General features: G+C 39.5%; 11 protein-coding genes and 1 pseudogene. 6 read left to right on the top strand and 6 right to left on the bottom strand.

What is annotated here, in order from left to right; translation table 11 throughout:
* Positions 1–63: 63 nt before the first annotated feature.
* The 3 genes from FD723_RS34360 (at position 64) to ppk1 (ending at position 3,582) form a co-directional block, all read left to right on the top strand.
* Positions 64–432: a DUF1816 domain-containing protein gene (locus FD723_RS34360; RefSeq protein ID WP_256875260.1), complete on the top strand. Its 369-nt coding sequence runs from the start codon at positions 64–66 to the stop codon at positions 430–432.
* A 135-nt stretch (positions 433–567) separates the two neighbouring features.
* Positions 568–1,389, top strand: coding sequence for a phosphate ABC transporter ATP-binding protein PstB (gene pstB, locus FD723_RS34355; RefSeq protein ID WP_179069700.1), 822 nt, complete (start codon positions 568–570; stop codon positions 1,387–1,389).
* A gap of 57 nt (positions 1,390–1,446) precedes the next feature.
* Positions 1,447–3,582, top strand: coding sequence for a polyphosphate kinase 1 (ppk1, locus tag FD723_RS34350; RefSeq protein WP_179069699.1), 2,136 nt, complete (start codon positions 1,447–1,449; stop codon positions 3,580–3,582).
* Positions 3,583–4,441: 859 nt separating this feature from the next.
* On the opposite strand, the gene FD723_RS34345 is transcribed toward ppk1, so the two are convergent.
* The 3 genes from FD723_RS34345 to FD723_RS34335 form a co-directional block, all read right to left on the bottom strand.
* Positions 4,442–4,828: a four helix bundle protein gene (locus FD723_RS34345; protein ID WP_179069698.1), complete on the bottom strand. Its 387-nt coding sequence runs from the start codon at positions 4,826–4,828 to the stop codon at positions 4,442–4,444.
* Between the two features lie 240 nt (positions 4,829–5,068).
* The gene (locus tag FD723_RS34340) at positions 5,069–5,224 is read right to left on the bottom strand and encodes a hypothetical protein (RefSeq protein WP_179069697.1); all 156 of its coding nucleotides are present in this window, start codon (positions 5,222–5,224) and stop codon (positions 5,069–5,071) included.
* 130 nt (positions 5,225–5,354) lie between these two features.
* Complete coding sequence (locus FD723_RS34335) at positions 5,355–6,092, bottom strand: hypothetical protein (protein ID WP_256875259.1); 738 nt, start codon at positions 6,090–6,092, stop codon at positions 5,355–5,357.
* Positions 6,093–6,167: 75 nt separating this feature from the next.
* Here FD723_RS34335 and FD723_RS34330 point away from each other — a divergent pair, with 75 nt between their 5' ends.
* A complete protein-coding gene (locus tag FD723_RS34330) occupies positions 6,168–7,814 on the top strand; it encodes a mechanosensitive ion channel family protein (protein WP_179069696.1) in 1,647 nt (548 codons plus the stop codon).
* A gap of 243 nt (positions 7,815–8,057) precedes the next feature.
* On the opposite strand, the gene FD723_RS34325 is transcribed toward FD723_RS34330, so the two are convergent.
* A complete protein-coding gene (locus tag FD723_RS34325) occupies positions 8,058–8,543 on the bottom strand; it encodes a DUF3368 domain-containing protein (RefSeq protein ID WP_179069695.1) in 486 nt (161 codons plus the stop codon).
* A complete protein-coding gene (locus FD723_RS34320; RefSeq protein WP_104902113.1) occupies positions 8,540–8,818 on the bottom strand; it encodes a UPF0175 family protein in 279 nt (92 codons plus the stop codon). Before FD723_RS34320 ends, FD723_RS34325 begins: the two co-directional genes overlap by 4 nt.
* A gap of 401 nt (positions 8,819–9,219) precedes the next feature.
* Between FD723_RS34320 and FD723_RS34315 the strand changes: the two are divergent.
* Positions 9,220–10,170 (top strand): annotated as a pseudogene (locus tag FD723_RS34315) (ISAs1 family transposase); the annotation flags it as partial.
* Positions 10,171–10,284: 114 nt separating this feature from the next.
* Here the strand turns inward: FD723_RS34315 and FD723_RS34310 are convergent.
* Complete coding sequence (locus FD723_RS34310) at positions 10,285–10,566, bottom strand: hypothetical protein (protein WP_179069694.1); 282 nt, start codon at positions 10,564–10,566, stop codon at positions 10,285–10,287.
* A gap of 710 nt (positions 10,567–11,276) precedes the next feature.
* Here FD723_RS34310 and FD723_RS34305 point away from each other — a divergent pair.
* A complete protein-coding gene (locus FD723_RS34305) occupies positions 11,277–12,314 on the top strand; it encodes an aldo/keto reductase (RefSeq protein ID WP_179069693.1) in 1,038 nt (345 codons plus the stop codon).
* Positions 12,315–12,357: the final 43 nt, after the last annotated feature.

The following is a 12,357-nucleotide window of genomic DNA, read 5'->3' as shown; positions in this document are numbered from 1 at the left end:
TCAAGTTCATTTTGTAGTTGGTGCTTTAGCGCTAAAGCGCCTACTACAAACAAAGTTATCTGGATGCATCCCAATTTGGCAGATTTATTTGTAGTGCGATCGCTAGAGGGTGTCCGTTGGCGCAGCCTCCCGCAGGGAAGGACAAACATCTTGCTTGCTGTCATTTTTTTATCATTTGTACCTGTAATGAATTTATTTCAATCTAATCAGTTAGAGTTTGCTTGGTGGGTAGAAATTAACACCAATATTCCGCGCTGTATTTATTACTTTGGCCCTTTTGATAGTGAAAAAGAGGCACAACTTTATAAAGGTGGCTACGTTGAAGACTTATATCAGGAAGAAGCCAGGGATATCGTTGCACTAGTCAAACAATGTCAGCCTGATGTCCTGACGATTTTTCAGGAGAAACTAGAAGTCTTATCAGGCACTTAGTACAACATTTCATTAATCCGAGTGCGAATTGTCTGCGTACCTTTGCGCCCCTGGAGCGTTTAAATTTCAACCCTCAATTCGCCACAATTTTACGCAAAGCTTTACTTAGTCCACATAGAGCGAGCAATAAAATCAATGCTAAACAATTTGACAGTTAATGATACTAGTAAAGTAAATGATACTCAAACCGTTTTACGCACAGAAAACCTCAACGTTTATTACGGGAAGTTCCTAGCGTTGAAGAATATTTGGCTAAATATTCCCAAAAATCAGGTTACAGCTTTTATCGGCCCTTCTGGTTGTGGTAAAAGTACATTACTGCGATGCTATAACCGTCTCAACGACCTGATTGAGTCATTTCGAGCCGAAGGTAAAGTTTATTTTTACGATCAAAATTTGTATGCACCGGAAGTTGATGCTGTAGAGGTGCGTCGTCGGATTGGGATGGTGTTTCAAAAAGCAAACCCGTTTCCCAAATCAATTTATGACAATGTTGCTTTTGGAGCCAGAGTTTGCGGCTACAAAGATAACATGGATGAATTGGTAGAACGGAGTCTACGCCGTTCGGCTTTGTGGGATGAAGTCAAAGACAAACTGCGACAAAGTGGTTTAGCCTTATCTGGTGGTCAACAACAACGGTTGTGTATTGCGCGAGCGATCGCTGGGCAACCAGAAGTTATACTTATGGATGAACCTTGTTCCTCGCTCGATCCCCTATCCACTTTGCGGGTTGAAGAACTGATTCAGGAACTCAAAGAGCAATATACTATCGTCATTGTTACTCACAATATGCAACAAGCGGCACGAGTATCTGATAAAACAGCTTTTTTCAACGTTAGTGTTGCAGAAAAAGGCGATCGCACTGGCTACTTAGTAGAATATGACTCAACACAAGTTATTTTCAATAACCCTAAGCAGAAAGATACAAAAGATTACGTCAGCGGTAGATTTGGTTAAATATAGGTTTTGGGAGTTTTTGATAATTCTCATACCATTCTTTTGGTAAATAAAAATATGCCTAAAGTCAAAGATATTAGTAAAACTATTAATGTGCATGACTCGGAGTACTACTTTAGTCGAGAATTAAGCTGGTTAGAATTTAACCGCCGAGTTTTACATGAAGCGTTAGATATTCGGACTCCATTACTAGAAAAACTCAAGTTTATTGCCATCTTTAGTGCTAATCTTGATGAATTTTTCATGGTTCGTGTTGCACTTCTCAAAGAACAAGTTAAAGCACAGTTAATTCAGCGAACTCCCGATGGTCGCACCCCAGAACAACAATTAGAAGCAATTTATCAATATCTGCATCCAATGGTGACTCAACAGCATCATTATTTTGAGCAGACGCTTCGACCAGAAATGACAGCGCAAGGCATTCATCTACTTAATTATATTGACATTAATCCCGAACAGCGTAATTACTTTCAAAAACTATTTCAACAAAGAATTTTTCCAGTTCTCACTCCTCTAGCTGTTGATCCTAGCCATCCGTTTCCACGAATGGCGAATCTCAGTTTAAATTTAGCAGTAGTAGTAAAAGCCCCAAACACCGGAGAGAAAAAATTTGCTAGAGTCAAAATTCCCACTATTCTGCCTCGATTTATTCCCTTACCTCAAGAATTGCAAATAGATAATGGGAAATTAAACCACTGGACAGGTATGCCGATAGAGCAAGTAATTGCTCACAATTTAGAAGCTTTATTTCTCGGAATGGTCGTTGAGGAATATCACCTATTTCGATTAACCCGCAATACAGATTTAGAATTAGCAGAAGAAGCCGATGACTTACTATTAGCAATTCAACAAGAGTTATATAAGCGCAAATTCATTGGCTCGGTGGTGCGGTTAGAAATTCAACCATCAATGCCTCAATCAGTACGACAGATGTTGATGACAGAAATGAAACTGATTGAGAGTGATGTTTATGAGATAGAAGGTTTGCTGAATTTAAAAGATTTGATGTCGTTTATGGCGCTACCTTTGCCTGAATTGAAAGATCCACCTTGGGCATCAGTAATTCCGTCTCGTCTGCGTCATCTTCATCAACAAAATCAAATTGCCAACTTCAATGATGAGGAAAAAAGTATTTTCTCGGTGATTCAGCAAAAGGATTTGCTAGTACATCATCCTTACGAATCCTTTGGCGCTTCTGTAGAGGAATTTATTGCTCAAGCTGCTCATGACCCTGATGTGTTGGCAATTAAAATGACACTTTATCGGACTTCGGGAGATTCGGAAATTGTCAGTTCTTTGATTACTGCGGCTGAAAATGGCAAACAAGTTGCTGTTATTTTAGAATTAAAAGCTCGCTTTGATGAAGAAAATAACATCACTTGGGCTAATAAATTAGAAAAATCTGGTGTTCATGTAGTATACGGATTGGTGGGACTAAAGACTCATAGCAAAACTTTGCTAGTGGTGCGTCAAGAGGGAGAAAATATTCGTCGTTATTTCCATATTGGGACTGGAAATTATAATTCCAAAACAGCAAATTTATATACAGATTTAGGACTAATTAGTTGTCGAGAAGACTTAGGGGCAGATTTAACTGATTTATTTAATTATTTGACTGGTTATTCTTGTAAGGATTCTTACCGCAAGTTGCTGGTATCACCTATTAATATGCGTGATCGCATTACTGCCCTAATCCAGCGAGAAATCGAACACTGCAAAAACGGTAATCAAGGTCATATCATCGCTAAGATGAATGCTTTGGTTGACCCCCAAATTATTGCCACTTTATACAAAGCATCTCTTGCTGGAGTACAAATTGACCTAATTGTGCGGGGTATTTGTTGTTTGCGTCCTGGAGTTCCAAAAGTTAGCGAAAATATCCGTGTTATCAGCATTATTGGTCGTTTTTTAGAACACTCTCGGATATTTAACTTTCATAATAACGGACAAAATGAAGTATATATTGGCAGTGCCGATTGGATGACCCGTAACCTAGATCATCGAGTGGAAGTAGTTGTACCAGTTGAAGATGATGATATTGTGCAGAATTTACAAAAAATTCTCAAAATAATGCTAGCAGATAATCGCCAAGCTTGGGAGTTACAGCCAGATGGCTCTTACATCCAACTTTACCCTAATAAAAATGAGCCTGAACGTAGCGCTCAAAATATTTTGATAGAAATGATGCAGTAATTCTCTTGTAAGCATATAAAAAAGTTCAACAATTAACAATTCTAGTCTCTCAAAGCATTGATTTTTCGTGGTTGGGTGCAAGTCCACGTAAAAATAAGTTGAGCAATTACGTAGCCCAAAGCCTTTATACTACGTCGGAAATTATTTATCGAAAACAGGTTTTGAAACCATAACATGAGCAAAGGTTTTGTTTTGTAACCCTAACGTGAGCAAATATCTTCATGCCCAACATTAAAACTTTGGTTAGGTATAGCTGCGATGAAAACCGAAATCGAGCAACAGAGCTACTTTCTGTTTGAGTTCACTACCTCTACTTTTGTAAGAATAAATTGAGCAACCTGCTTTGAAACCATAAAGCGAGCAACTTGCTCATCTTATGCTTTCAGTGACAATACCCGATCGCGGGGTTGAAGACAAAATAAGATACCCTTATCTTTTATCCAATAAAAACTACGATTAATATTACTGCTGTGGGTTCGCAGACTAAGTGTGTGACTGTAACCATAAGTTTGCCGGGGTGGCACGTTTATGGTTTCAAGCGGACTTACGACAGCTTGAATTTTTGGGGTTTTTAAGAGACAATCTTGCTAATTCAAGTATTTGAGGGTGCATAATCCCTGAACTTTCGGCACGTTTATGCTTGATTTTTAGACTTTCGGCAACTTTTTGGTTTCAAAACCAAATACTTTGACTGCGATCACGGAACGTTAAATCAAGCCTTTGCGCTTGCCCTGCGGCAAGGTTATGCTTTCAAAAGCGGCAAACTTATGGTTACAGTGACAAATATTACTGCAATGAAAAATGGTTCTACCAACCGCAGAGGAGCAGAGGAGCAGAGGAGATGGGGAAAGAAAAAATGCTAACGCTTCATTAACCAAGGCGTTGGATTGGCAATCATATTCACCAGACCACCTAAGATTTGGTTGTAACTTCCATATAGTTCTCTACCTGATTCGACAGAGAGATAGTTACATTTAACAGCGAACTCAATCCAAGTCTGAGTTTCAGCAGCTTCGGACTCGCAATCATTCAGTTTCGCTATAAAAGCTGCCTCATAACGACGTTTTCGCCAAGCCTCTTCCATATTTGCACACACAGAACGGGACGAGCGGCGAATCTGATCTGTTAATGAATAAAGTTCTTCAACAGGAAACTTTTTGGAGAGTTCAAAGATTTTCATGGCGGCATCGAAAGCCATTTGATAAACTTTCAAGTCTTTATGACTTTTAATAGGTTCTTTCTCCATCTCCTCTGCTCCTCTGCCCCCCTGCTCACTCCTTTTCCAACATGCGATCGCAAAGAAGTGCATGTTGGCAACGGAATAGAAACTATTGCGCTGCCGATAAATTTTGCTTGTCTTTGGTATCGCCTTTGATGCGTAATCCAAGCGATAACCATTTACAGGGTGCTAACTTTCAGTTATAGTTAGCCGTAACTTATTATAGGCACATATACAACTATAACTTTGACTTGGTGTAAAGATAGTTTACAAAAGTTGCTCAGGCGGTTGCCTTAGTCTAGGGGAATAAAAAAGTGCTTTATCCCGCTCCAAGCATCCGTCCATAAATCGCTTGAAAGAGCCTCTAGTCCGTACCCACGCTACGTTATTACTAGAGCGATCGCCACTTCGCCACTGGCTCATGATGGTTACGCCATCGCTGTTAAGCTCTTCAAAGATTTCTGGTCTTATTTCCCAGTAACTCTATTATTATTATCCAGTCATCAGTAATGGGGAGTATATTTTCCAGTGTTGTAGAGTTTATTGTTCTTGACTAATAAATTTCGTCTTCTTCACCTACCCAATCTTCATCCCAGAGAAGTTCATTGTAAACCTTAGTAGCTTGAGATATTTTTAGGTTGTGAGCTGCTGTCACACAATTTCTTGGTTGCCAGCCAATGAGGGCATATCGAGCATGTAAATATCTGACAGCATTTTTGCAGTCATTAATTACTGGAATATCCTCAAAGATGTATTTCCGTAATTGGACTCCTAAACGAATTGCCTCCATTTCATAACTTTGAAAGTAGGGTTCTTCAACATCAGGTGTAGAAATCAGCAATCCTCTCACCCAGGCATGATTTTTATAGATAGCCTTCGCTACAACTAAATTGACTTGTTTTGGTGCCCAGTTACTCCGAAGTAAAAAGTTATCTATTGCTGATTCATCATCTAAATCTATATCGACGTTAGATTCTGAAAGTATTTCCGAGATATCTGTATTTTCTAAGAACAGTTCGTACCACTCTTGAAAAGTTTCGGGACTAAATAGTTTTCTGGCTTCTTCAAATGAAATTTTCTCCCATCCTGCATCTGTAACTATTTCATTATCAGTAGGAGCAATGAACAGATTTTCTTTTTCTACCATCCAAGGGAAGGGTGGATTGTGATTTTTTCTCTTTCGTTTACCCATCGAACTGCTATAAAGGATCACTCTTATTATCCTGTCTCCTACCCTACCTGACAAATTGAGTGTCTCTAGCCCATGAAAAGCGATGCTAATAGAAACCATTACAAAAATAATTTGATTTCGAGGAAATCTAGTTAATATTAATTAGCTGAAGTAAAATATCTGATTAGAGTCTTTATGTTTGATTTTCATCCTTTGCGACTACCATCAAAATATTTTAATATTTTCATTACAGTACTAACTTTTGTTTTATTTTTTTGGTTCACTCCTGTCGTTGCTCAAGCATTAACTAAAGCTCCAGTTATTTTGGATGGACAACAGCTTTTTCAAATCAGCGATTCTGGTCAGTATAGCGCTCAAGAACGGACAAATTTAATCAACTCACAACTAAAAAATGTAATTTCCGCTTCTGAGTCTATTCAAGTTAAAATTGAAAAACGCAACCAGCTACCGACTATTTTATTAAATGACCGCTATCTGTTAACAGTTACACAACAAGATACTTTACCAGGTAGTACACTCGATGAGCAGGCTAACATTTGGGCGCAGCAAATTGAAGGAGCGTTAAAGGAAGCTCATTTAGAGCGAACTAAAACTTATCTTCAACAAACAACTTTTATCGCAGCAGCAATTTTACTCATAACTGTAGGATTTAGTTGGCTATTGGGATGGATTAAGCATCAATTTATCCGAGTAGCTTCACTTCGCTTAACAACTAGTAATGCCATACCTAATTCGGAAACACTTAAAGTATTAGAATTATTTTTCAAATTAGTGTTGGCAAGTATGCGTATCGGACTTTGGATGAGTGCGATTCTTTATATCACTAATCTCTTTCCTTTCACTCGTCAATGGAGCTACCAAATTTCAAATATCCTAATTACCAGTTTCACCTCACCGATTCTGACGTTGGGAAAAAATCCTTATTCTCTTACTGAATTAATAGTTTTGGTTGGTTTATTGTTTGGCTTAGTTATCTTTGCTGGAACGTTAACCAATTTTTTACGTTCTCGGATTCTCTCTTTTACTGTCATCAATCGTGGCGCTCAAGAAGCGATTATAATACTTTTAAAATATGGTCTAATTTTTATTGGCACACTGGTACTGTTACAAATCTGGGGACTTGACATTAGCTCTTTGACAATTTTAGCAAGTGCTTTAAGCGTTGGAATTGGCTTTGGTTTACAGGATATTGCTAAGAATTTTGGCAGTGGTTTAGTACTAGTATTTGAGCGTCCGATTCAGGTTGGAGATTTTGTGGAAGTTGGGGAATATACAGGTATTGTCGAGCGAATCGGTGCCAGAAGTACCGAGATTCGTACTCTTGACCACGTTTCAATCATTGTACCCAACTCTCGCTTCTTGGAAAAAGAAGTAATCAACTGGAGCCATCGCAACCCGATTTCTCGCCTTCATCTTCCCGTTGGCGTTGCCTATAGCTCAGATCCCAAAGCAGTGCAATCTGCTCTGTTAGAGGCTGCCTCTAAGCATCCCAATGTATTGCAGACTCCTTTGCCTCTAGTACTGTTTAAAGAGTTTGCCAACAACACCTTAAATTTTGAGTTATTAGTCTGGACTGCGGAACCTAATAAACAATTTTTGCTCAAAAGTGATTTATACTACATTATTTACGAAGTATTACAGCAACGAAAAATTGAAATTCCTTTTGCTCAGTTAGATTTACATCTGCGTTCTGGTAAGTTGGAATTTACGTCAGAAATGCAGTTAGCTTTAATACAGATGGTTGAACGATTATCAAATCAGGAGTCAGACATAGATTCAACCAATCCAATTGAAAAGGGTACAGAGGGTATAGATGCATGACCCGCATTTCTCACAAGTTTGAAATGCAGAGGGGCAGAGGGGCGGAGGGGATTGAACTTGGCACATTGAACTCTCCTCTGCTCCTCTGCTCCTCTGCTCCCCTGCACAAGCACAGGCTTTGAGCATTAGTGAGAAATCCAGGTGTAGGCGGTAAGCGTAGCCATGCCGTCAGGCTTATCGGTCTGGTAACTAGATGATATTTTCTAGCCAGTCACTTGGGGATAGGTTCATTGTCAGATTGTTTTAAATTTCTCTTGCTGTAATCAGAGCATAATCATAAATCTTTGGGCTGATTCTTGTTCCTTTACTCATTAAATCATCTAAAATATTCTTGACATTATCAATCAAACCTTGCTCTTTTGCTAAGATAATCACTCCAACTAAACCAATAATTGGCAAGCCTCTACTAATAGCAACTTTTCTCCCAGCTTTTTCATCAATTAAAAGTTGATCTGCTTTTAATTCTTCTGCCAAAATAATTGCCGAACATTCTCCTAAATCCAAGTCGGTTTCTAATTGTAATTGTTCAATGAGTTGGTTATTACTTATAGAAATAACTTCTAGCCATAAGGCTGATTTTACAGCTAAAACTGCGGGATGATCCCCCGTTGTTAATTCTGCATAGACTTGTTGAGGAATTATTACTCTACCAAAAACAGCCTGAAGCAAGTCTAATCTACCAACTTTAGAAAGTTCACTTAATGGGGTTGTATCTGAGACAACAATCATAGATTATTGCCTTGTAATTTCACTTTTGCTTGATTAACTTCTTGCTGAAATTCCTCTAAAGTCATACTATCGTCAAATAGGGATATTTCATGCTTAGACATTAAATCTATTACGTCTAGTCTAGGAATTCCTAGTAATTGACTAGCCTTACCACTGCTAATTTCTCCATATTTAAGTAGAGTCATCACATAAGCTTCTTTGGCTTTAGTTTCTGCTTCTTCTCTAATGGTATTATTAACAGAATGAACGGGAATAGTAAATTCTACTTTAGTCATAATTCCAGAATATTTTCTTTGTAATGTTTCATTTTGAACAGGGTTGATATTATATAATATATCGTTTTTCTATCGGCTAAAGTCGAGTTATTCGGCGATTCCAACTAGTCAATTTTACTACGGTAGTATCAAGTGTAAACTGTCATACTCGCACCCTCTCTAAATCATAGTAAGTCACTCATGCGATGGGCGAAGCCCCGCCAAGGGCGATCACATCTCTGAAAGTAAAAAGCTCGTCACGGGGGAACGGCTTAGAAAATGGGGCAGGGCAAACGCATCTAAATATAGTACACATATACTAAAAAGCGACAAAGGTAGCGATCGCTGATGGGATGGAGGTTGAGTAATGAGGCATTGATGATAAAGTCATTCTAGAAGTAGAGGAAAGCCCCTAAAAAAGCGTGAAGCTCAAGCCAAAAATTACGATTGCTGACCACTTTGCTTTAATGGAAGACCCAAGAATAGACCGCACGAAGCGACACAATTTAATAGACATTCTCACAATTGCTTTATGTGCAGTGATATGTGGAGCAGACAGTTGGGTGGCAATTGAATTGTATGGCTGCACAAAATATGAGTGGTTAAAAACATTTTTAGAGCTACCAAACGGAATACCATCACACGATACATTTGCACGAGTCTTTGCACAATTAAATCCACAGCAATTTCAGTCATGTTTCTTAAATTGGATTAAGTCAATCCAGATCAGGACGGATAGTGAAGTTGTAGCAATTGATGGCAAAACGTTATGTGGTTCTCATGATAAAAGTAGTGGTCAGAGTGCAATTCAAATGGTGAGTGCATGGGCAACTACAAACAGATTGGTGTTGGGACAAGTAAAGGTAGATGAAAAATCCAATGAAATTACAGCAATTCCAGAGTTATTAAAGGTATTAGAACTGTCTGGGTGTATCGTAACAATTGATGCAATCGGTTGTCAGAAAGATATTGTAAAGTTAATTACACAGCAAAACGCAGATTATGTAATAACTTTAAAAAAGAATCAAGGAAATCTCTATGATGAAGTTGAAAACCTATTCAAGTCAGGGATAAGCACAGGTTTTCAAGGGTTTGGACATAGCACATATAAAACAGAAGAAACGGGGCATGGTCGTCATGAAATTCGCCACTATGTCATGTTATCTGATATTCAATCTCGGCTTGACCCTAATTCAGTTTGGTCAAATTTTAATAGTATTGGGATGGTAGAATCCGTCCGGCAAGTAAATGGTAAAACAACGGTGGAGACTCGTTATTTTATTAGTAGTCTTAAGGATAATGCCAAAAAAATTGCTAATTCTGTTCGTAGTCACTGGGGAATAGAAAATTCATTGCATAGACATTTATCAATACCACAGGTGAATCCATAAAGGCAGTTCTTTTAACTCTGTCATACTAGACGATAGCATTTACCAACAGAAGCTGAGATGTACCTATAGTAGGATTATACAAGTTTTAGATGCTGCTCACCGACAAAAATCATCAACCCTCAACTCGCGCCACACGTCTGACGGTTGCCACCCAGAGTTACCAACAGAGCGTAGGGGGCGATAGTGTTCAGAAATGTATTCGGATTCGGAAACGTAGTCTTCAATGTACACAGGTGGATTTGGTTCAATCACTGTTTCAGAAATATTTTGGCTCTCAGGCATCTCAATGGGTTCAGTCGGTGGTGGGGTTACTTCTGTTTTCTTGCGAACTGGGTTAGAGGTTTTTTTGATGAGTCGTTTCATATCTATAGGAATCATTCGGCTCTCCACCAAGAACGGATATCTCAGAATACAAGAAGTGATCAGGGAATCCGAGAGATTTTGCTTATTGTTGTGTGGGTGATGGGTGTGGATTGCTTTTTGGGCACGTGAGCGGAGTGTGATCCCTAACCCGCATTTCTCACAAGCTTGAAATGCAGAGGTGCAAGGGAGCAGGGGAGCAGAGGAGAGTTCAATGTGCCTTGTTCTTTCCCCTCTGCCCCTCTGCCCCTCTGCTCCTCTGCACAAGGTTTTGAGAGATGTGGTGAGAAATCCGGGCTAATAGCCCGCCAATGAAGGTGGTCTTATTATTAAATGTGAGCGCAAGACTAAAAATAAAGGTAATGCGGTTTATTGACGAATGGCACGCTTGTTAAGCGCAAGCCCCTGCTTTAACTGGCTTTTGAGTGTGGGGAGAGGGGAGAGTGTGGGGAGCCAGATTTCTTCCCCATCCTCCCACACTCCCCACATCTCCCACACCCTATACACTCCCGGAAAGTGGCAAAAGAGGGGTATCTCAGATTTTGCCGACATCACAGCAGAAACTCTAACGTTTTTAACCGTGACCGCCGAATACCAAGTCATCTATATCAAAAATCTATCTCTACCTGACTGCTTTTCTCCTTCAACAGTTAGAAGCAGCGAATTTTGCTCCTATGCAAAGCTAGCTATCAGGGCAAGTTCTCATACTGTGGCAAAAGGATTAATTTGTGGATATTAACAGACGAGATTTACTGAAGCTAGTTTCTGCTTCTGGTTTAGGTGGGGCTGGAGTATTTGCTTTACAAGGTTTCACTAAACAGGTTTTAGCGCAAAATCAGTCTACCCCACTCCAGATAAAAAAAGGTGAAATGTTCTACAGGCAACTAGGACGCACCGGAGAACAAGTATCTGTAATTGGTCTAGGAGGTCATCATATTGGTAGACCAAAAGATGAACAAGAGGGTATTAATCTGATCCGTATTGCTCTCGATCGCGGGATCAATTTTATGGACAATTGCTGGGATTACCATAACGGAGGTAGCGAAATTCGCATGGGTAAAGCTCTGCAAAATGGTTATCGTCAAAAAGCTTTTCTGATGACTAAAATTGACGGTCGTACAAAGGCGGCCGCTACTAAACAAATTGATGAATCTTTAAAACGTTTGCAAACAGACCACATTGATTTATTGCAGCATCATGAAGTCATTCGTATGGAAGATCCAGACCGGATTTTTGCCCCTGGCGGTGCGATGGAAGCAGTTGTGGAAGCACAAAAAGCTGGCAAGATTCGCTACATAGGCTTTACTGGACACAAAGACCCTTTAGTACACCTGAGAATGTTGGAAGTTGCCAATCAAAATAAGTTCCGTTTTGATGCAGTGCAAATGCCGTTAAATGTTATGGATGCCCATTTCCGCAGTTTTGAGAGGCAAGTTTTACCCAAACTGGTTCAGGACGGAATTGCTGTACTGGGGATGAAATCTATGGGCGACCAAAACATTCTCAAAAGCAATGTGGTCAAACCTATCGAATGTCTGCATTACGCGATGAATCTACCAACTTCAACGGTGATTACAGGCATTGAAAGTATGCCCATCTTAAACCAGGCTTTTGAGGCAGTACGTACTTTTACACCCATGAGCCAGGAACAAGTTAAAGCATTACTGAATCGGACTCGCCAAGCTGCTCTTAAAGGTCAGTATGAACTATTTAAAACCACTAGCCAATTTGATGGTACAGCCAAAAATCCTGAGTGGTTAGGATAAGTTTTAAGCAAACGGGTCTTGGGTTTAAGACCCCGACTAAATC

Source organism: Nostoc sp. C052, from assembly GCF_013393905.1.
GTDB lineage: Bacteria > Cyanobacteriota > Cyanobacteriia > Cyanobacteriales > Nostocaceae > Nostoc.
Note: the sequence above shows the minus strand (reverse complement) of the source record. Positions and strands in the feature narration are given on the sequence as shown.

Excerpts from the sequence above, each read along its gene's own strand:
- FD723_RS34345 (WP_179069698.1), bottom strand. The coding sequence starts at position 4,828 with ATGGAGAAAGAACCTATTAAAAGTCATAAAGACTTGAAAGTTTATCAA.
- FD723_RS34340 (WP_179069697.1), bottom strand. The coding sequence starts at position 5,224 with ATGAGCCAGTGGCGAAGTGGCGATCGCTCTAGTAATAACGTAGCGTGG.
- FD723_RS34325 (WP_179069695.1), bottom strand. The coding sequence starts at position 8,543 with ATGATTGTTGTCTCAGATACAACCCCATTAAGTGAACTTTCTAAAGTT.
- FD723_RS34310 (WP_179069694.1), bottom strand. The coding sequence starts at position 10,566 with ATGATTCCTATAGATATGAAACGACTCATCAAAAAAACCTCTAACCCA.
- FD723_RS34320 (WP_104902113.1), bottom strand. The coding sequence starts at position 8,818 with ATGACTAAAGTAGAATTTACTATTCCCGTTCATTCTGTTAATAATACC.
- FD723_RS34330 (WP_179069696.1), top strand. The coding sequence starts at position 6,168 with ATGTTTGATTTTCATCCTTTGCGACTACCATCAAAATATTTTAATATT.
- FD723_RS34335 (WP_256875259.1), bottom strand. The coding sequence starts at position 6,092 with ATGGTTTCTATTAGCATCGCTTTTCATGGGCTAGAGACACTCAATTTG.
- ppk1 (WP_179069699.1), top strand. The coding sequence starts at position 1,447 with ATGCCTAAAGTCAAAGATATTAGTAAAACTATTAATGTGCATGACTCG.
- pstB (WP_179069700.1), top strand. The coding sequence starts at position 568 with ATGCTAAACAATTTGACAGTTAATGATACTAGTAAAGTAAATGATACT.
- FD723_RS34360 (WP_256875260.1), top strand. The coding sequence starts at position 64 with ATGCATCCCAATTTGGCAGATTTATTTGTAGTGCGATCGCTAGAGGGT.